Here is an 18,432-nt window from a genome sequence, read left to right on the forward strand (position 1 = left end):
TATGTTATCCTGTTTTCTGCTCGATCAAGCCGCGCGCAGCCTGTCTGGCCATGTGGTCCGCAACGGCCACGTTATCAAGGGTCATTGGGGCATCAATATGGCCTGGGTCCACCGCATTCAGCACTTCGTCAACGACGTCCGCCATCTGGGGAAAGCGCAACTCGCCCGCAATAAATCCATCCAGTGCCGTTTCCTTGGCGGCGTTAAAGACAGCGCCAGCCAGCCCGCGCCGCTCCATCACTTCGCGGGCGAGGCGCAGGGCGGGCCAGCGCACCTCGTCCGGCGCGCGAAAGGTGAGCGCGCCAATGGCGGCAAGGTCCAAACGTTCGACCGGCAGATGTTTGCGGTCGGGCCAGTGCAGGGCGAACCCGATGGCGTGGCGCATATCCGGCGGGCCCACATGGGCCATCAACGCGCCATCGTTGAAACCAACCATGGCGTGGATCAGGGATTCGGGATGCACCAACACTTCGATCTGGGCAGGTGAGACGCCGAAATATTCCCGCGTTTCAATGAGTTCGAGCGCCTTGTTGAACATGGACGCACTGTCGATGGTGATCCGTTGGCCCATGTCCCAATTGGGATGCGAGGACGCCTCGGCCAGTGTCGCATCGGCCAACTCTTCCAACGGCCAGTCGCGAAAGGCCCCACCGCTCGCGGTGATCACGATACGCTCGACCGCGCCCATGTCTTCCCCGATCAACGCCTGAAACACTGCCGAATGCTCGCTGTCCACGGGCAACAGGCGCGCGTCATGGGCCTTGGCCGTTTCGAGCATCAAGGCGCCAGCACAGACCAGCGACTCCTTGTTGGCCAGCGCCAGGGTCGCGCCCTGCTGCAAGGCACAGATGCCGGGGGCCAGGCCCGCCGCACCAACGATCGCTGACATGACCCAATCGGCCGGGCGACAGGCCGCTTCGGTCAACGCCGCCTGCCCCGCTGCCGCTGCAATGCCGGTTCCGTCAAGCGCGCGCTTCAATTCGCCGAGCCGCGCCTCATCCGCCGTGACCGCAATGTCCGCGCTCAGCCGTATGGCGTCACTGGCCAGTTGCGCGATGTTGGATGCGCCCGTCAGCGCGACAACGTCATAGGCCTCGGGATCGCGGGCGATCAGATCGATGGTGTTTTGCCCCACCGATCCCGTCGCACCAAAGATCGACACACGCCGCGTCACAAGACGCCCCCGGGAAAGCCGGACACTTGCCCCAGCATCAGAAGAAACACGGATGCGCCCAACATTCCGTCAAACCGGTCCAGCACACCGCCATGCCCGGGAATCAGGGCCGAGCTGTCCTTGACCCCCATCCGGCGTTTGATCGCGCTTTCGCCGATATCGCCCATCTGGCTGGCCATGGACAGGGCGACGGACACGCCTATCAACTGCATCGTGGCCTCTGTGTTGATGGCAAACACGGCGCCGACAACGCCCGCGCCAATCCAGCCCGCAACGGTTCCGGCCCACGTCTTCTTGGGGCTCACGCGTGGCCAGAACTTGGGCCCGCCGATCAGGCGACCGGCAAAATAACCCACCACATCCGTGACCACGACCACCATCACCAGCCAGACCATCCAGCCAAAGCCGAGATCGTCGCGCACATTCATCATGCCAAACCCGGCCATCAGAACCAGAACGCAAAAGATCATGTAGGTGACGCGGTGCTTGTCGATCTGGCCGAACCCCACCATCGCAGGCGCGAGCAACAAGGGCAGCGCAAATCCGGTCGGCAGGTAGACGGCCAACAAGACGGCAAACGCAGACACGCCGCCCAGTTGGGTCGCCAGCGCGGCCTGGTCGGGTGCGATCATACGCACCAGTTCCCAGATCATCAGCCCGCAGATCACGGCCACCAGCACATGAAAGACGTCGCCGCCCATCCATATGCCCCACACGCCGATCAGCACCATCAGCAGGCCAGAGCCCATGCGCACCGCCAGGTCTGACCACTTCTCGGTCATCGCTTGACCCCGCCAAAGCGGCGCTCGCGCCCACCATAGCCCGCGCATAGGGAGGTGAATTCGTCCCGGCCAAAGTCGGGCCAGAGCGTGTCGATGAACTCGTACTCGGCATAGGCCGATTGCCAGAGCAGGAAGTTGGAAATGCGCGCCTCGCCGCTGGTGCGGATCACGAGGTCCGGATCCGGAAGAACGTATGTATCAAGGTACTTTGGCAGGGTTTCTTCATCCACCTGATTGGGATCAAGCTGCCCGGCCGCCACATCCTGCGCCAGACGCTTTGTGGCGCGCGCCACCTCGTCCCGTCCGCCATAGTTCAGCGCGATGGTCAGGTTGACGGCGGTGTTGTGCTGGGTCAGCGCCTCCAGCTCGTCCATCAGGTCGATCAGTTTTTTGTCCAGCCGCACCCGGTCGCCGATAAACCGCACACGCGCCCCGAATTCATCAAGCGCGCGGGCCTCCTTGGTGATGTAGCGACGAAACAGGCTCATCAATCCGGCTACTTCGACCTGGGTGCGCTTCCAGTTTTCCGTCGAGAAGGCAAAGATCGTCAGATATTCGACACCGATGTCGGGGCATGTCTCGACCACCTCGCGGACGCGGCGGGCCCCGGCATGGTGCCCAAACAAACGGGGGCGTCCCCGCTGCGTCGCCCAACGGCCATTGCCGTCCATGATGATGGCGACGTGGCGGGGGCCGGTATGTGAGGCGTCTGCGATGATGCTGTCCTTGGATGTGGTCTGGCCAACCCCGTCAGCGGGGCTCAGACCTTTCAAGACCCAAACGCTCCGCCGGGGCATCTGCCCCGGCCATGGGCCAGGGTCCGGTCGTCAAACCTGCATGATTTCCGCTTGCTTGGTCTCAAGCGCGGCATCGACCGCCTTGATGAACCTGTCGGTCATCTCCTGCACTTCGTCTTCCCACAGCTTCTGGTCGTCTTCTGACATCCCATCGCCCTTGGCTTTCTTGATCTGGTCCATCCCGTCGCGGCGAACGTTGCGCACGGATACGCGGGCGTTTTCAGCGTAACTGCCGGCCACCTTGGTCAACTCGCGGCGGCGCTCTTCGTTCAGTTCGGGGATGGGCAGCATGATGATCGTGCCGTTCAGCTGTGGGTTGATCCCCAGCCCGCTTTCGCGGATCGCCTTTTCGACCTTGCCGACCAGCCCCTTGTCCCAAACGTTGATGGTGACCATGCGCGGCTCGGGCACATTCACCGTGCCCACCTGGTTGATCGGCGTCATCGAGCCGTAGGCATCCACCATCACAGGTTCCAGCATCGAGGCCGACGCGCGGCCCGTGCGCAGCGATGCAAATTCGGTTTTCAGGTTGGACATTGCGCCGTCCATCCGGCGCTCAAGATCGTCTGTGTCGAGCATGAAGTCGTCTGACATCGTGTTCCCCGTGTTGTCTTATGGCCGTTTGGCCCGCTTTCGTTTGGGTATAGATCATGCCGTATGCAGAATGCCAGAGGGGTTTCGTGCAGCCCATGTGCAGGCAGCGCCACACGGCGTCAAAGACGTCCCATCACAGGCAGAATCTGGCCACAACCGAAGGTCACGACAAACAATACGGGCAGCCAGTACCCTTCGAAGTTGCGCTGTGGCAGCTATCCCTGAACGCGCGTGAACGTGCCCTTGCCTTCCAGGATGCTTTTGAAGCCGCCGGGCGTGTCCAGCGGGAACACGATCAGCGGCAGGTTGTTGTCACGCGCCAGCGCGATGGCGCTCGCATCCATCACGCCAAGGCGCTTGGCCAGCACCTCGTCATAGGTCACGGTGTCATAGCGCACCGCGTCGTCGTGCTTGGCCGGGTCCTTGTCATAGACCCCGTCGACACCGTTCTTGCCCATAAAGATCGCCTCGCAGGACATCTCATTGGCGCGCAGGGTCGCGGCGGTGTCGGTGGTAAAGTACGGGTTGCCCGTTCCGGCGGCAAAGATGCAGACCCGCTTTTTCTCGAGGTGGCGCACGGCGCGGCGGCGGATATAGGGCTCGGCCACTTCGTTCATGGTGATGGCCGAAATCACCCGGGTAAAAACGCCCAACCCTTCGAGGGAGGACTGCATCGCCAGCGCGTTCATGACGGTGGCGAGCATGCCCATGTAGTCGGCGGTTGTCCGCTCCATCCCCTGGGCCGAGCCTTGCAGGCCGCGGAACACGTTGCCGCCCCCGATCACCATGCAAATCTCGACGCCCATGTCGTGCACCGACTTGATCTCGGCGGCGATCCGTTCGACCGTCGGCGGGTGCAGGCCATAGCCCTGATCCCCCATCAGCGCCTCCCCCGAAATCTTCAACATCACCCGTTTGAATGTGGCTTTTGTCTCGGTCTCGGTCATGGTGCGCCCCCGCTCTTTCAATTTGCGCGCAACCTGTCCTAAAAGTGGCGGGTTTTCAATGGACGTTCCGCCATGATCCGCGACCTCATTGCCACATTGCCGCCTGACCTGCCTGTGTTGATCGCCGGGCCGACAGCATCCGGCAAATCCGCGCTTGCGATCGAGATTGCGCGCGCGTGTCACGGGGTGGTGGTCAACGCGGATGCCAGCCAGGTTTATGACTGCTGGCGCATCCTGACGGCACGCCCCTCGGCAGAGGAAGAGGCCCAAGCCCCCCACCATCTCTATGGGCACGTGGCCTATGATGCGCCCTACTCGACCGGGCACTGGTTGCGCGAGGTGACGGCGCTGCTCGGCGGGCCGCGCCCCGTCATCGTTGGCGGCACGGGCCTCTACTTTGCCGCGCTGACCGAGGGGTTGGCGGATATCCCCAAAACACCCCCCGTATTGCGCGCCGAGGCTGATACGCTTCCCATGGCTGACCTGATCCGCGCGCTGGATCCGGACACACTCTCCCGCATCGACCCTGCCAACCGGGCGCGTGTGCAGCGGGCGTGGGAAGTGCAACGTGCCACGGGGCGTGGACTGGCAGACTGGCAAGACGACACCGCACCGCCCATCCTTGGAGCGGACGCATTCACTGGCATCGTCATGGACAGCCCCAAAGACTGGCTGACGCCGCGCATCGAGGCCCGATTTGACAGCATGTTGCGCGGCGGCGCGCTGGACGAGGCACGCGCGATGCAGGCGCGCTTTGACCCCGGCCTACCATCCTGCCGCGCTATCGGCGTGGCCGAGGCGATGGGGGTGATCGAAGGGCGGCTCAGCCACCAAGAGGCCGTCACAAGCGCTACGATCGCCACCCGACAATATGCCAAGCGGCAGCGCACCTGGTTTCGCGCCCGCATGGCGGATTGGCGCTGGATCGCGTCCGAGGCACTGGCCACCGCTTGACTTTTTTCGCTTTGTTTTGCGAGAATGCTGTGCAATCCACGCTGTGAGTTTACAGTTTCGAACAAAAGCAGGCCGCCATGTCACTGCCTCCGGTTCAGATTTCGACCCTTGCGCAACTGGCGGGCGGGCAGGATTGGCGGCTGTCGCTGGCGCATGACCGCCCCGCGCATCTGGTGATCTGGATCACGCGGGGCCAGGGACGGATGCTGTTGAATGGCACGCGGCGCGGCGTGGGCACGCATAACGCGATGTCCATTCCGCCAAACACCCTGTTTTCGCTCGAGCTGGGGCGTCAGGCCATGGGCCTTGTCGCAGTCATACCGGATGGGACCGAGGTGCGCCTACCCGAGGGTCCGCGCCAATTGCGCCTGCGCGATGTCGATGCCATTTCCGACCTGACGGGCCTGTTCGAGGCAGCACAACGCGAGGCCAATACCGCGCGGGAACTGTCGCAGGACGCGCTGGATGCGCATATAGCGCTGATGTCGGTCTGGTTGCGCCGCCAGATCGCCCTGCCCGAGAACCTGCCCCAAACGATGAATGCCGCCGCGCGCCTGAGTGCGGCGTTTTGCACGCGTGTCGTCAATTATCATGCGCAGGGCCTGACAATGGCCGAACATGCGAGTGCTCTGAACGTGACGCCAACGCATCTGACTCGCGCCTGCAAGGCGGCGACCGGGCGCACGGCGGCCGATCTGCTGACCGAACGGGTGCTTTACGCCGCGCGCATTGCCTTGGCGAGCACGGATGTGCCCATTCAGGATGTGGCACGGCATCTCGGCTTTGGCTCGGCCGCATATTTCACGCGATTCATCCAGCAGCACACCGCACAGACTCCATCGGGCTTGCGCAAACTTGCGCGCCAGTAATCGGCGCTCGCATCGGCTGATGTCGCTGATGGAATAGTCATATGTCGCAAACAGGCGACGATTCCATCATACGCACCGTTGACCTAGCTGCGGTTCTGTTGCCTCATGAGGCTCAGGGAACAACAAAAGTCACCGCGACACCCAAGGACCCACGCAAGATGGGGCTAAGAGCCGCCATGCAATTTTTGCGGCGCCGCGCGTAGACCGGGGAGCATACGTGTAAAAAGCGACACCAATCACCGACTTCAATATAGCCCGGCACAGGGCAGAACGGCGAGGCGCAGGTAAATGCCGCCCGCATCAAATCACCGGCAGCAAAAGACTGCCCAAAGCCACCCAACAGGGGCGATATATGGGACTTTTTATCCTCAGACGACTGGGCGTGATGTTGTTGACGGCGCTTTGCCTGACCTTCATCGTCTTTTTCCTGACCAACCTTTATCCAAACCTCGAAAAACTCGCCAAGACCCAGGGCAACTTCCGCATGACGGACGAAGCCGTGGCCAGTTGGCTCGGGGATCGCGGGTACATCGACAACACCTTTGTGAAGTACGGCCGTTGGCTCGGTGTTGCGCCCGGTTGGGTGACCGAGAAGGAAGACGGCACAGTCACGGGCCAATGTTTCTCCGAAAACACGCCGGAAGAAGACCGCCCGACGCGCTGCGGTGTCCTGCAGGGCGATTGGGGCTTTTCCCTGGTCTTCAAGGATGAGGTCGGCAGCCTCGTTGCCACGAGGTTGGCCGCGACGGGCAAGTTGATGGGCTTTGTGCTGCTGGTCATGGTGCCCATGGCGCTGATTGTCGGGGTTCTGGCCGGGATGCGCGAGGGGTCGGGACTGGATCGATCGCTGTCGACCTTCTCGATCGCGACGACGGCGACGCCGGAATATGTGTCGGGGGTGATCTTTATCGCGGTATTTGCCTCATCGGCCTTTGGGCTCAAATGGTTCAAGGGGTCGGCCACGCAGGCCATCGAAAACGCGACGTTTGAAAACTTCGCCCTGCCCGTGATCACCATCGCGCTTTATGGCATGGGCTACATCGCGCGGATGACACGGGCCTCGATGACCGAGGTGATGACCGCGCAATACATCCGAACCGCGCGGCTCAAAGGGGTCAGTTTCGGCAACATTGTCCTGAAACACGCGTCGCGCAACGCGCTGATCGCGCCCTTTACGGTCATCATGCTGCAAATCCCGTGGCTGCTGAACGGCGTCGTCATTGTCGAGACCCTGTTCAACTACAAGGGCTTTGGCTGGCTGCTGGTGCAGGCGGCAGGCAACAATGACATCGAACTTTTGTTGGCCGTTTCGGTCGTCTCTGTGGTCGTGGTGCTGATCACGCAGCTGATATCCGACATCGGCTACGTGTTCCTCAACCCACGCATCCGCATTTCTTAAGGGGGCCGATCAAATGGAACCTTTGACTTGGACCGGCCCGCTTGGCGCATTTCTTGACCCGGTACTTTATGCACTGTCCGCAATTTTTCTGGTCATTCTGCTCGCGCAGATTGTCCTCGGGATCGCCACGGGCGGCGCGCGGGTTGTGACCAACCCCGACGGCACGCTCAGCTCGGCCGGTGGACCCTATGATCTGGCATCGACCGGAACACGGTGGGCCGGCATGGGCCTTCTGGCGGTTGTCGTCCTCTACATCGTCATCGGCGCATTTGGGGGTGCAAGCACCGCCGGCATCATGGGCGGGATGAGCCAGCAGTTGATCCCGGTGTGGATCGCGCTGGTGGTCACCTTCGCCCTGTCGATCCGCTACAAGCGCAAGCTGGGTCTTTACGGCAAACTCTTTGACTCGACCGTTGGCATGATCGGCTTTGCACTGGTGATGTTCTGGGTGTTTGCGGGCGTCATGGCGGGTCTGTTCGACTGGATCACCACCCATGAAAGCCTGAGCCAGGTATCGGGGATGAAGAACAAGGTGCCCGGCACGCCGCTGCGCGGTGCCGAAGAGGGCGAATATGCCTGGTATCTGCTGGGCGGCGACAACCTGGCGCGCGACGTCTTCAGCCGCCTGTTCAAAGGGGCCTGGGTCGTGGTGCAGATCGCTCCCATGGCGACGCTCTTTGCCTTCATGGTCGGCATCACACTGGGCCTGCCCGCGGGGTATTATGGCGGACGTCTGGATACGATCCTGTCCTTCATGGCCAACCTGATCCTCGCCTTCCCGGTCATCCTGCTGTTCTACCTGCTGGTGACACCAGAGATCGTGGCGACGGGCATTCCGAACTACATGGCGACGGTTCTGTTCATCTTTCCGCTGATCTTTGTCGCGGTGCTGCTGAATTCGCGCTTTTACACGCAGCCCTCGTTCCGCACACCTCTGCTGATTGTCGTGCTGGGGGTGCTGGCGTGGATCTACCTGTCGCTGATCTCGACCAACGGATCGATCGTGTCCACGGCGACCTACCGAATTCCCGGCCTGCCCAACGCTGTTGATCTGTTCAACATCGATCCCGGCATTCTGGTGGTGTTCGTCTCGGTCGTGTTCGTAAACGCGCCCACCGTGTTCCGGATCGTCCGGGGCCTCGCCCTCGACATCAAGACGCGGGACTATGTGGCCGCCGCACAGACGCGTGGCGAGGGGCCGTGGTACATCATGCTGTGGGAAATCCTGCCCAACGCACGGGGGCCTCTGATCGTCGATTTCTGTCTGCGCATCGGCTACACCACCATCCTGCTGGGCACCTTGGGCTTCTTTGGTCTGGGTCTGGAAAGCGAGAGCCCGGATTGGGGGACAACCATCAACGCCGGACGCCGGTTGCTGTCGGTCTATCCGCATGCGGCCATTGCCCCTGCCCTGTCGCTGTTGACGCTGGTGCTGGGCCTGAACCTGCTGGCGGACGGTCTGCGCGAGGAAAGCCTCAAGGACTGAGTTGAAACCGAGGGACTGGGGCTCTGCCCCAGACCCCGGAGTTTATTTGGCAAGATGAAGAGAGCAATCTTCACGGCCACACGGGAGATTTGAAGATGGCGAAACTGGACTATGACGGCCCGATCCTCGAGATCGACAAGCTGAGCATTTCATTCTTTACCCGGCTGCGCGAAATCCCCGCGGTCATGGATTTTTCCGTAACGGTGCAACCGGGCGAGGCGGTTGGCCTTGTAGGGGAGTCGGGATGCGGGAAATCCACCGTGGCGTTGGGGGTCATGCAGGACCTTGGCAAGAACGGGCGCATCGTCGGCGGGTCGATCAAGTTCAAGGGGCGCGATCTGCAAGAGATGAGCGCGGAGGAGCTGCGCGACATTCGCGGCAGCGAAATCGCGATGATCTATCAGGAACCGATGGCCTCGCTGAACCCGGCAATGAAGATCGGCAAGCAATTGATGGAAGTGCCGATGATCCACGCGGGCATGTCGGAAAAGGACGCCTATGACCGCGCGCTTCAGGTGGTGACGGACGTCAAACTGCCCGACCCCAAGCGCATTCTGAACTCCTTTCCCCACCAGCTGTCCGGTGGCCAGCAACAGCGCATCGTGATTGCGATGGCACTGATGTCGGAACCCTCCCTGCTGATCCTCGATGAACCCACGACCGCGCTGGATGTGACGGTCGAGGCGGCGGTGGTCGAACTGGTCAAGGACCTCGGCAAGAAATACGGCACCTCGATGCTGTTCATCAGCCACAATCTCGGCCTCGTGCTGGAAACCTGCGACCGCATCTGCGTGATGTATTCCGGTGAAGCGGTCGAGCGTGGATCCATCGAGCAGGTGTTCGACCACATGCAGCACCCCTATACCCAGGCGCTGTTCCGCTCGATCCCCCTGCCCGGTGCAGACAAGAACGCGCGCCCCCTCGTGGCCATTCCCGGCAACTTCCCCCTGCCCCATGAACGCCCGCCGGGCTGCAACTTTGGCCCACGCTGCGACTATTTCGAGGCCGGGCGCTGTGATGCAGAGAAAAGCATCGCTATGGCGCCAGCCAATGCAGATGCGAGCCACGAGACACGCTGTCTGAAGTTCAAGGAAATCGACTGGGATGCGCCGCTGGAACTGGCCGATGTCAAACAGAAGGGCGAAGTCGGCGACGTGGTCCTCAAGATGGACAACCTCAAGAAATACTACGAGGTGGCGGCCTCGGCCCTGTTCTCATCCGGCGAGAGGAAGGTGGTCAAGGCGAACGAGACGCTGAGTTTCGAGGCGCGCGAATCCGAAACGCTCGCCATTGTGGGCGAGTCCGGATGCGGCAAGTCGACCTTTGCCAAGGTGCTCATGGGACTTGAGACAGCGACCGAAGGCACGATCACCCTGGGCAACAAGGCGATCCAGGACATCCCGATCGAAAACCGCGACACGCAGACCGTCGCGGATGTGCAGATGGTGTTCCAGAACCCGTTTGATACGCTGAACCCGTCCATGACGGTCGGGCGCCAGATCATCCGGGCGCTCGAGATTTTCAAGATCGGCAAGAACGAGGGCGAGCGCCACCAGCGCATGCTGGAACTGCTCGACCTCGTGAAACTGCCCCGCGCCTTTGCCGACCGCATGCCGCGCCAGTTGTCGGGCGGACAAAAGCAGCGCGTGGGCATTGCCCGCGCCTTTGCCGGGGATGCCCGCATCGTCGTCGCGGACGAGCCTGTGTCGGCTTTGGACGTGTCCGTGCAGGCGGCGGTCACCGATCTGCTGATGGAGATCCAGCGCGAGCACAAGACAACCCTGCTGTTCATCAGCCACGATTTGTCGATTGTCCGCTATCTCAGCGACCGGGTCATGGTGATGTATCTGGGCCATGTCGTCGAACTGGGATCGACGGATCAGGTGTTCTCGCCCCCTACCACCCCTATACCGAGGCGTTGCTGTCCGCCGTGCCCATCGCGGATACAAGCGTGGAAAAGCAGCACATCGTGCTGGAAGGCGATATCCCGTCGGCCATGAACCCGCCCACGGGCTGCCCGTTCCAGACCCGGTGCCGCTGGAAATCCGAAGTCCCCGGCGGCCTGTGCGAACAAGAGGTGCCGCCCGTACGCACCTTGGCAGAGGGCCATCAGGTCAAATGCCATCTGGCGGACGACATTCTGGCCCGGATGGAGCCTGTGATCAAAATTGCTGCCGAGTAGCGCATGGGGCCGCTGAAACGCGGCCCTTGTCTGCTCAGGCGGCGGGTGTCGTCAGGATGTAATAGAACGTGTGGATGTCGCTGGCATTGGCCGCAACGACTCCGGCCAGATAGCCGATCCAGAACTGCCATCCGCGCGGATTGCGGCGGGCAAAAATCTGGCTCATCACAAAACCGAACGGGGCTGCGGCAACACCTGCCATCAACAGGGCCTGCGTGTAATCGGCCAGCACCAGTTGATAGAGCGTCGTGGCGTCGAGCGCGATCACCAGCAACAACCCGACTTTCATCGCAAACAACGTACCGATGATCCCACCGGCCACACCGCCCACGGCCAGCATGTCCCAATGCAGGCGGCGCTGGCGCTTGGGTTCCTGCACCAGGTTCTCAACTTGATAGGCATCACCGCCACCAAAAGTGGTCTGGCTTTCAATGCGGGCAAGACGCTCGTTGAAGGTGCTTTGTGTTTTCAAGGGTTACGCTCCTTGTTGAATGGCGGGAGAGGTCGCGTCGCGCCGCCGTGTTGCTGCTCGGCCCCTGCGTCACACACCATCTGGGCGGGAATATGGCGCTTGCACGAAAAAACGCGCCGCAAAGGTTTGCGGCGCGCCTTTCTCGGATGCCTGCGATCAGGCTGTGTTAGTACACCGGTGTCGCATCAATGTCTTCAGGCATCATCTCGACCACGCGGTCGGCTGTGCCTGTCACCAGTGCCTTGTAAAAGTCGGACACATCGGGGTCGACAACTTCGAAACCGGCCGGTGCGATGAATGTACCCTCCACCGCGCTCACCACGACGGGATCAATGCGCGCCGGGAACACGTGGTCGGGGTGCGAATACAGCACGTTGAACCAGATGCGGTTGTACTCTTCGCTGTCGGGCTTGGTCGTGTCGCCATCCATGAACAGCTTGACCACCTGCACCTCGATCACGGCGTCGGTGTCACGCCCGGTCGTGGGCAGACGGGCCTCGATGGCGTTCTCGATATCGGTGGCGATGTTGGGGAAAAACTTGTCGGATGCTTCGCCTTCCACGCTGTCGATGCGCGAATTCACGATCACATCACCCAGCGGCACTTCGGCCAGTGCGGTGGTGACGGTTGCAGCGCTCAGGGCTGCGGCAATGGCTGTTGTTTTCATAAAGCGGGTCATAGATTTGATCCTCCTTCGAATGCACCGCGGGATGGGCCTGACTGGTCCAACCTGTTGCGCGGCGGCTTCGACGAGACAACCAAGACGATGGCGTCGGGTTCCGCAGGATCAGAAAATTTTTCGAAAAAGATGCCGATACGGAGGGGCAGAGAGTCTGGAAACCAAATGCAAAAACAGCGACTTACCAGCCCTGCCTAGCTCCCCCAAATAATCTTGACGTAATTGCGGGTTTCCTTGAACGGGGGCACGCCGTTGTACTTTTTCACCGCCCCCGGACCTGCATTGTAGGCGGCAAGCGCCAGCCGCCAGCTGCCAAAGGCGCGGTATTGCTGCATGAGATAGCGCGCGCCACCATCAAGGTTTTCCGCCGGGTCCTTGCGATCAACCCCCAGCGAGCGCGCCGTTGCAGGCATCAACTGGGCCAGACCATACGCACCCTTGTGCGACCGCGCCTTGGCATTCCAGCCCGATTCCTGCTGCACAAGGCGCAGGAACAAATCCTCGGGCACGCCGTGACGGCGCGCGGCATCCTTCGCAAGGCTCAGATATGGCCCTTTGTACTTACCGCGGAATTTCGGGCTTTCCGTGTCCCACTTGGTGGGTGTGACAACCTTGGGCGGCTGCAAACGCACCGAGTTCGAATACTGCTTGGACGCCCGCGTATCCAGCACTTTGGTCTGTGATTTGAAAAGGTTGGTTCTGCTGCGGCTCGACACGCTTTGTGCCCAGCCCGCTTCTGCCACCAGCGCCAGGATAATGGCCCCCGCCCAGACTGCCCTCATCTTGTCCCACATCCCAACTGATGACCCAAACGGTTCTTGCGACACAATATACGGTTTTTTCGCCAATGCGCCAGCAGTGATGCGAATATGACGTTTAAGGTCGCATTAACCACGTGTAGTCTAGCCAGAAGCTGAACAGGCGGCTGGAATCAGCCCGCAAGGACAAGACGAGGGGAAAACCATGGCAGGGTCCGTCAACAAGGTCATTTTGATCGGCAATCTGGGGCGCGACCCAGAGGTGCGCACGTTCCAGAACGGCGGCAAGGTGTGCAACCTGCGCATCGCCACATCCGAGACGTGGAAAGACCGCAACACAGGCGAGCGCAAGGAACGCACCGAATGGCACTCCGTGGCCATCTTTTCCGAACCGCTGGCGCGTGTGGCCGAACAGTATCTGCGCAAAGGGTCCAAAGTGTACATCGAAGGGCAGCTTGAAACCCGCAAATGGCAGGACCAGTCCGGTCAGGATCGCTATTCGACCGAGGTTGTGCTGCGCCCCTACCGGTCCGAGCTGACGATGCTGGATGGTCGCGATGGCGGCGGCGGTGGCGGCAACTTTGGCGGCGGCGGTGGCGGCGGCCAGATGGGCTATGACGACCGTGGTGGTGATTATGGCGGTGGTGGTGGCAGCGCCCCCAGCCCGGCACCTTCACGCGATCTGGACGACGAAATCCCGTTCTAAACCGAACGCATGTTATGAAAATCTGGCCCGGAAACTCTGTCGGTTTTCGGGCCTTTTTGATGGATCAAGGGGCCGTGCCGTCTCAGGCCAGCGCCAGTGCATCCTCAAGAACCGACAACACCGTGTCGCGCGGCACATCAGACGTGACAAAGGCATCGCCGATGCCCCGCGCCAGAACGAAATTCAGCGTGCCTGCGACGACTTTCTTGTCCTGCCCCATCAGGTCGAGCAGTGCTGCCGCCCCCGGCAATTCCCCGGGAATGTCCGCCAGATCGGTTTTCATGCCCATTGCCTTCAGGTGCGCGCGCACCCGGCTCGGGTCCTCCTGACTGCACAGCCCCAGGCGCGCAGACAATTCGAACGCCAGTCCACAGCCGATCGCGACCCCCTCACCGTGCAACAGCCGGTCCGAATAGCCTGTCGCCGCCTCTAGCGCGTGACAGAACGTGTGACCAAGGTTGAGCAGCGCGCGGTCGCCCTGTTCGGTCTCGTCGCGGGTCACAATATCCGCCTTCATCTGGACCGACCGTTTGACGGCCGCCACGCGCAGGGCCATGTCGCCCTCTGCCATCGCGCCGGCATTGTCCTCAAGCCAGGCAAAGAACGCAGCGTCGCCCAAAAGCCCGTATTTCATCACCTCGCCATACCCGGCCAGAAAATCCCGCGTGCTGAGGCTGGAGAGCACATCGGTATCCGCCAGAACAAGGCTCGGTTGGTGAAAGGCGCCCGCAAGGTTCTTGCCCTGCGCCGTGTTGATCCCGGTCTTGCCCCCGACCGAGCTGTCGACCTGCGCCAGCAGTGACGTCGGCACCTGCACGAACCGCACCCCGCGCCGCAGGATCGCACAGGCAAATCCCACCAGATCGCCGATGACGCCGCCGCCCAAGGCCACAACGACATCGCGACGTTCGATCTTCTGATCCAGCAGCCACTCGGTCACTTGGCCGAGATGCGCCCAGCTTTTCGTGGCCTCTCCCGGTGGTAACTCAAGGGCAACCGCATCAATCCCAGCAGTGGCCAACCCCGCGCGCAACGCGTCCAGATGCAACCCCGCCACGCGGGTTTCCGTCACGATCGCCACGCGCGGGCGCGGCAAAAGGGGCAAAACCAGCGCGCCCGCCTCGGCCAACAAACCCGGCCCGATCATCACGTCATAGGCACGCGTATCCAGGGGGACATGGACGATCTCACGCATGTTCAAGCTCCAACACATCAGGGCGGTCCGCGACCAAAGTCGCGATCACGCGGTCCACCATCTGCTCGATCGACAGGTCCGGCAAGGACACGACCGACACGTCCGCCAAGGCATAAAGCGGCACGCGCGCCGCGTAGATTTCGGCCAGCGTCGCGCGGGGATTTGCGGTGCGCAGCAAGGGGCGGGTGTCCTTGTGGCGCACGCGCTGCCACAACAGGTCCAGATCCGCATTCAGCCAGACCGACACACCGCGTGCAGTGATGTTGGCCCGGTTCACTTCGGCCAGAAAGGCGCCACCGCCGGTCGAGAGAACGCCCCGCGCCTCATCCAACAGGCGCGAGATCACTTGCGTCTCCTTGGCCCGGAAAAACGGCTCCCCGTCGCGTTCGAAAATCTCGGGCACCGTCATGTTGGCGGCAGTCTCGATCTCGGCATCGCTGTCGACAAACGGCACAGCGAGGCGCGCCGCCAGCGCGCGGCCCACAGCCGTCTTACCAGCGCCCATCATGCCCACCATCACCACTGTCTTTTTCAAACGGTACCGGGGCCGACTCTGCTGATATTGCTGATTTTCGCTCATTTGGCTGTCAATGACGTGATTTTACGAAAAAGGCCATATATGCTTTGGGCAAAACGAGCAAATCATTGGCACTTCATAGCAGGCAGTTACATTCATGGGCCGACTAATCAAGCTGTTGATCTTCCTTATGATCATCGGGTTCATCGGGCTTGTGGCCTATGCCTATGTGGGCGAATATTTCGGCGCGAATTTCTCGCCGCCGCAAACCGAGACGCGCGTGCCTGTGACCCTTGATGCGGAATAGCCTGCATATCCTCACCCTTCTGGGCAGTTTCGCGGTGCAGCCCGTCTCCGCGCAAGACACTGCGTCGGCACCCCTGAACGTCATCGACTGGCTGGACACGCAGGCCCCGACCCCGGCAGCCCTGCCCGCCCCCACCGAACCCGGCGTGGCCGAAACGGCAACCGTCCCGGATGTAACTGTCGCGCCCCTGGACAGTGCTGCCCCCAAACGCGTCGGGCTTGCGCCGCCGAACGTGACCGGGTTGCCCGACACGTTGTGGTCGGTCACGGACGGCACCACCCTGGTCCAGACGGTCGAAGCGATGCCCGATCTGCGCCTGCCCGCGCTGCAATCCCTCTACTTTACCCTCCTGCTGGCCGAGGCGTTGCCGCCCCAATCGGGCGCGGACGCCTTTGATCTTGCCCGTGTGCAGGCCCTTTATGCCCAAGGCGCACTGGAACCAGCGCTGGCCCTGCTGGATCAAGCGGGACCGGACCGAACGCGCGCCCATTTTGCGCAATACATGGACATGGCCCTGCTGGCCGGGACAGAGGCGACGGCTTGCGCCATTCAGGGCGCGCAGCCCAACCTGTCCCCCGGCAAGGCGTTCGAGGTATTTTGCGCCGCGCGCGCAGGCGACTGGGACACGGCTGTGCTGCAACTGGGCACGGGCCGCGCGCTTGGCCTGATCGATGACGCAACCGTGGCGGCGCTTGAACGGTTCCTCGACCCCGACCTGTTTGAGGGCGAGGCGAACCTGACCCCACCCAAATCCGTCGATCCCCTTGTGTTCCGGCTGTTCCAGGCCATCGGCACACCGATCCCCACACGCGGTTTGCCCGTGGTCTATGCGAATGCGGATTTGGCCGACACCGCCGGGTGGAAGGCGCAGATCGAGGCGGCAGAGCGTTTGGCGCGCACCGGTGCCGTGCCCGACAACCGCCTCCTTGGCCTCTATACCCAGCGGCGTCCGGCGGCCTCGGGCGGTGTCTGGGATCGGGTGGCGGCCCTGCAACGGTTCGAAACCGCCCTCAAAACAGAAAGCCCCGCCGCGATTTCCAAGACACTGCCCGCAGCATGGCGCACGATGCGCAATGCCCGGCTGGCGGTCCCGTTTTCCGCATTGTTTGCCGAGGATCTCAGCAAACTCGTCCTCAGTGGCCGCGCGGCAGACATCGCTTTCGAGATGATCCTGCTGTCACCCCAATATGAAACAGCGCCACAGGTGTTTCCGGCCCGCGCACAGCGCCGCCCCGTGGCGACAGGCGTGGCAACGGGCGATGTGCGCGCGGACACAGCGGCAGACGGCAAGGCAGCGGCAATCGTTGCCGCGTTCTCCGACGCCCCCCGGACACGTCGATCGTGGCAGATGCCCAAGCCGGGGCGCTTGGCCATGCGCTTCTGCGCACGCTCGCGCAGACACATGCGGGCGGTGCGGGCGATGTGGCGCAACTGACAACCGGCCTTGCGACCTTGCGCGCTCTGGGGCTCGAGGATGTGGCCCGGCGCACTGCCTTGCAGGTGCTGCTGCTTGAGGGGGCCACATGACGAGCAGGTGGATATCGACATTCCTCGAGGCACAGGCTGCAGAACTCGGCGCGGCGCGCAACACGTTGCTGGCCTATGGGCGCGACCTCAAGGACGCGCAGCACTGGCTGACCGGCAAGGGCGTCGATTTCGACGGGGCTGCGCAATCCGATATCGAAGGGTACCTGATCCATTGCGACGCGCAGGGGCTCGCCAAATCGACACGGGCGCGGCGTTTGTCGGCCATCAAACAGCTCTATCGCTTTGCGTTCGAAGAAGGCTGGCGCGCCGACAACCCGGCCATCCAGATCGCCAGTCCCGGACAGGACAAACGCCTGCCCAAGACATTGGACGAGGCAGAGGTGGACCGCCTGCTGGCCGCAGCGCGCGCGTTCGGGCGCGGCGTGCATGACAGGCTGCGCGACACCTGCCTGATGGAATTGCTCTATGCCACCGGCATGCGGGTGAGCGAGTTGGTCAGCCTGCCCGTCTCGTCCGCGCGCGGCGACCCGCAGATGCTGCTGATCCTCGGCAAGGGGGGCAAGGAACGCATGGTGCCACTGTCCCCGCCCGCCCGCGACGCGCTGGCGGCATGGATCACCGCACGCGACGAGGTGCAGGCCGCGGCCGAAGCCAAGGGCGCCGCCGCGTCCCGGTTCCTGTTCCCGTCACGCGGGGTCGCAGGCCACCTCACGCGCCACTGGTTCTATGCGCGCATCAAATCCCTCGCCGCCTTCGGCGATGTCGCCCCGGACAAGGTCACACCGCACACGCTGCGCCACGCCTTTGCCACGCATTTGCTGGCAGGCGGTGCCGACCTGCGCGCCATCCAGACGATGCTGGGCCACGCCGATGTCGCCACGACCGAGATCTACACCCATGTGGTCGATGAACGGCTGACGCAGCTGGTGCTGGATCACCACCCGCTTGCGCAGGGTTCCGACAAGTCCGGGGGCACCCCGTCTTCCGACGGCTAGCGGCCAGGCGCACATCCCGCATCCAACACCCAAGCCCGTGCAATCGTGCAGCACCGCGATGGTGCACTTTGTCACGTCCCTTGATTGCGCGGGCGCCGCCCCCCATAACCCAATGAACACCAAAGGATTAG

18 protein-coding genes and 1 pseudogene are annotated in these 18,432 nt (G+C 62.4%); 9 read left to right on the forward strand and 10 right to left on the reverse strand.

The features are described from left to right. Window positions 1–4 precede the first annotated feature (4 nt). The 5 genes from dxr to pyrH all read right to left on the reverse strand — a co-directional run bounded on the left by dxr (window position 5) and on the right by pyrH (window position 4,294). Window positions 5–1,174 carry a 1-deoxy-D-xylulose-5-phosphate reductoisomerase gene (dxr, locus tag ACMHLQ_RS23600; protein WP_415403102.1) on the reverse strand — a complete coding sequence of 390 codons (1,170 nt, stop codon included), beginning with the start codon at window positions 1,172–1,174 and terminating at the stop codon, window positions 5–7. Beyond that, on the reverse strand, window positions 1,171–1,956 hold the full coding sequence (locus ACMHLQ_RS23605) for a phosphatidate cytidylyltransferase (protein WP_415403103.1): 786 nt from the start codon (window positions 1,954–1,956) through the stop codon (window positions 1,171–1,173). The genes dxr and ACMHLQ_RS23605 overlap by 4 nt, the downstream gene beginning before the upstream one ends. Next, window positions 1,953–2,627 (reverse strand): polyprenyl diphosphate synthase, encoded by a 675-nt coding sequence (uppS, locus tag ACMHLQ_RS23610; protein ID WP_415405342.1) that lies wholly within the window; start codon window positions 2,625–2,627, stop codon window positions 1,953–1,955. The genes ACMHLQ_RS23605 and uppS overlap by 4 nt, the downstream gene beginning before the upstream one ends. 156 nt (window positions 2,628–2,783) lie before the next feature. Then, window positions 2,784–3,347 carry a ribosome recycling factor gene (frr, locus tag ACMHLQ_RS23615; protein WP_415403104.1) on the reverse strand — a complete coding sequence of 188 codons (564 nt, stop codon included), beginning with the start codon at window positions 3,345–3,347 and terminating at the stop codon, window positions 2,784–2,786. A gap of 215 nt (window positions 3,348–3,562) precedes the next feature. Continuing rightward, the gene (gene pyrH / locus ACMHLQ_RS23620) at window positions 3,563–4,294 is read right to left on the reverse strand and encodes a UMP kinase (protein WP_415403105.1); all 732 of its coding nucleotides are present in this window, start codon (window positions 4,292–4,294) and stop codon (window positions 3,563–3,565) included. 72 nt (window positions 4,295–4,366) lie between these two features. Between pyrH and miaA the strand changes: the two genes are divergently transcribed. The 5 genes and pseudogenes from miaA (at window position 4,367) to ACMHLQ_RS23645 (ending at window position 11,184) form a co-directional block, all read left to right on the forward strand. Further along, entirely contained in the window at window positions 4,367–5,248 is an 882-nt protein-coding gene (gene miaA, locus ACMHLQ_RS23625; protein WP_415403106.1) for a tRNA (adenosine(37)-N6)-dimethylallyltransferase MiaA, read from the forward strand. A 77-nt stretch (window positions 5,249–5,325) separates the two neighbouring features. Then, entirely contained in the window at window positions 5,326–6,117 is a 792-nt protein-coding gene (locus ACMHLQ_RS23630; protein ID WP_415403107.1) for a helix-turn-helix transcriptional regulator, read from the forward strand. 352 nt (window positions 6,118–6,469) lie between these two features. Then, complete coding sequence (locus tag ACMHLQ_RS23635; RefSeq protein WP_415403108.1) at window positions 6,470–7,516, forward strand: ABC transporter permease; 1,047 nt, start codon at window positions 6,470–6,472, stop codon at window positions 7,514–7,516. A 13-nt stretch (window positions 7,517–7,529) separates the two neighbouring features. Further along, window positions 7,530–9,002, forward strand: coding sequence for an ABC transporter permease (locus ACMHLQ_RS23640; protein ID WP_415403109.1), 1,473 nt, complete (start codon window positions 7,530–7,532; stop codon window positions 9,000–9,002). A 95-nt stretch (window positions 9,003–9,097) separates the two neighbouring features. After that, window positions 9,098–11,184, forward strand: a pseudogene (locus ACMHLQ_RS23645) (dipeptide ABC transporter ATP-binding protein). A gap of 34 nt (window positions 11,185–11,218) precedes the next feature. On the opposite strand, the gene ACMHLQ_RS23650 reads toward ACMHLQ_RS23645, so the two are convergent. The 3 genes from ACMHLQ_RS23650 to ACMHLQ_RS23660 all read right to left on the reverse strand — a co-directional run bounded on the left by ACMHLQ_RS23650 (window position 11,219) and on the right by ACMHLQ_RS23660 (window position 13,117). Further along, a complete protein-coding gene (locus ACMHLQ_RS23650; protein ID WP_415403110.1) occupies window positions 11,219–11,656 on the reverse strand; it encodes a hypothetical protein in 438 nt (145 codons plus the stop codon). 166 nt (window positions 11,657–11,822) lie between these two features. Further along, the gene (locus tag ACMHLQ_RS23655) at window positions 11,823–12,323 is read right to left on the reverse strand and encodes a hypothetical protein (protein WP_415403111.1); all 501 of its coding nucleotides are present in this window, start codon (window positions 12,321–12,323) and stop codon (window positions 11,823–11,825) included. Between the two features lie 206 nt (window positions 12,324–12,529). Beyond that, a complete protein-coding gene (locus tag ACMHLQ_RS23660) occupies window positions 12,530–13,117 on the reverse strand; it encodes a lytic transglycosylase domain-containing protein (protein WP_415403112.1) in 588 nt (195 codons plus the stop codon). A 181-nt stretch (window positions 13,118–13,298) separates the two neighbouring features. Between ACMHLQ_RS23660 and ssb the strand changes: the two genes are divergently transcribed. Then, complete coding sequence (ssb, locus tag ACMHLQ_RS23665; protein WP_415403114.1) at window positions 13,299–13,799, forward strand: single-stranded DNA-binding protein; 501 nt, start codon at window positions 13,299–13,301, stop codon at window positions 13,797–13,799. 82 nt (window positions 13,800–13,881) lie between these two features. Here the strand turns inward: ssb and aroB are convergent, their stop codons facing one another. Both aroB and ACMHLQ_RS23675 read right to left on the reverse strand, forming a co-directional pair. Further along, window positions 13,882–14,994, reverse strand: coding sequence for a 3-dehydroquinate synthase (aroB, locus tag ACMHLQ_RS23670; RefSeq protein ID WP_415403115.1), 1,113 nt, complete (start codon window positions 14,992–14,994; stop codon window positions 13,882–13,884). Then, on the reverse strand, window positions 14,987–15,574 hold the full coding sequence (locus ACMHLQ_RS23675; RefSeq protein ID WP_415403116.1) for a shikimate kinase: 588 nt from the start codon (window positions 15,572–15,574) through the stop codon (window positions 14,987–14,989). Before ACMHLQ_RS23675 ends, aroB begins: the two co-directional genes overlap by 8 nt. A gap of 94 nt (window positions 15,575–15,668) precedes the next feature. Between ACMHLQ_RS23675 and ACMHLQ_RS23680 the strand changes: the two genes are divergently transcribed. The 3 genes from ACMHLQ_RS23680 to ACMHLQ_RS23690 all read left to right on the forward strand — a co-directional run bounded on the left by ACMHLQ_RS23680 (window position 15,669) and on the right by ACMHLQ_RS23690 (window position 18,301). Beyond that, window positions 15,669–15,818: a hypothetical protein gene (locus ACMHLQ_RS23680; protein ID WP_415403117.1), complete on the forward strand. Its 150-nt coding sequence runs from the start codon at window positions 15,669–15,671 to the stop codon at window positions 15,816–15,818. Further along, window positions 15,808–17,253, forward strand: coding sequence for a hypothetical protein (locus tag ACMHLQ_RS23685; protein WP_415403118.1), 1,446 nt, complete (start codon window positions 15,808–15,810; stop codon window positions 17,251–17,253). Before ACMHLQ_RS23680 ends, ACMHLQ_RS23685 begins: the two co-directional genes overlap by 11 nt. A gap of 88 nt (window positions 17,254–17,341) precedes the next feature. Beyond that, window positions 17,342–18,301, forward strand: coding sequence for a site-specific tyrosine recombinase XerD (locus tag ACMHLQ_RS23690; protein ID WP_415403119.1), 960 nt, complete (start codon window positions 17,342–17,344; stop codon window positions 18,299–18,301). The last annotated feature ends 131 nt before the right edge of the window (window positions 18,302–18,432 follow it).

Source organism: Tateyamaria algicola, from assembly GCF_047715485.1.
Lineage (GTDB): Bacteria > Pseudomonadota > Alphaproteobacteria > Rhodobacterales > Rhodobacteraceae > Tateyamaria.

What these genes read in the sequence shown, in the direction of transcription:
- frr (WP_415403104.1), bottom strand. Translation starts at nt 3,347, where the DNA reads ATGTCAGACGACTTCATGCTCGACACAGACGATCTTGAGCGCCGGATG.
- ACMHLQ_RS23635 (WP_415403108.1), top strand. Translation starts at nt 6,470, where the DNA reads ATGGGACTTTTTATCCTCAGACGACTGGGCGTGATGTTGTTGACGGCG.
- ACMHLQ_RS23680 (WP_415403117.1), top strand. Translation starts at nt 15,669, where the DNA reads ATGGGCCGACTAATCAAGCTGTTGATCTTCCTTATGATCATCGGGTTC.
- uppS (WP_415405342.1), bottom strand. Translation starts at nt 2,627, where the DNA reads ATGGACGGCAATGGCCGTTGGGCGACGCAGCGGGGACGCCCCCGTTTG.
- ACMHLQ_RS23675 (WP_415403116.1), bottom strand. Translation starts at nt 15,574, where the DNA reads ATGAGCGAAAATCAGCAATATCAGCAGAGTCGGCCCCGGTACCGTTTG.
- aroB (WP_415403115.1), bottom strand. Translation starts at nt 14,994, where the DNA reads ATGCGTGAGATCGTCCATGTCCCCCTGGATACGCGTGCCTATGACGTG.
- ACMHLQ_RS23655 (WP_415403111.1), bottom strand. Translation starts at nt 12,323, where the DNA reads ATGAAAACAACAGCCATTGCCGCAGCCCTGAGCGCTGCAACCGTCACC.
- ACMHLQ_RS23605 (WP_415403103.1), bottom strand. Translation starts at nt 1,956, where the DNA reads ATGACCGAGAAGTGGTCAGACCTGGCGGTGCGCATGGGCTCTGGCCTG.
- pyrH (WP_415403105.1), bottom strand. Translation starts at nt 4,294, where the DNA reads ATGACCGAGACCGAGACAAAAGCCACATTCAAACGGGTGATGTTGAAG.
- ssb (WP_415403114.1), top strand. Translation starts at nt 13,299, where the DNA reads ATGGCAGGGTCCGTCAACAAGGTCATTTTGATCGGCAATCTGGGGCGC.
- ACMHLQ_RS23690 (WP_415403119.1), top strand. Translation starts at nt 17,342, where the DNA reads ATGACGAGCAGGTGGATATCGACATTCCTCGAGGCACAGGCTGCAGAA.
- ACMHLQ_RS23630 (WP_415403107.1), top strand. Translation starts at nt 5,326, where the DNA reads ATGTCACTGCCTCCGGTTCAGATTTCGACCCTTGCGCAACTGGCGGGC.
- miaA (WP_415403106.1), top strand. Translation starts at nt 4,367, where the DNA reads ATGATCCGCGACCTCATTGCCACATTGCCGCCTGACCTGCCTGTGTTG.
- ACMHLQ_RS23685 (WP_415403118.1), top strand. Translation starts at nt 15,808, where the DNA reads ATGCGGAATAGCCTGCATATCCTCACCCTTCTGGGCAGTTTCGCGGTG.
- ACMHLQ_RS23660 (WP_415403112.1), bottom strand. Translation starts at nt 13,117, where the DNA reads ATGAGGGCAGTCTGGGCGGGGGCCATTATCCTGGCGCTGGTGGCAGAA.
- ACMHLQ_RS23640 (WP_415403109.1), top strand. Translation starts at nt 7,530, where the DNA reads ATGGAACCTTTGACTTGGACCGGCCCGCTTGGCGCATTTCTTGACCCG.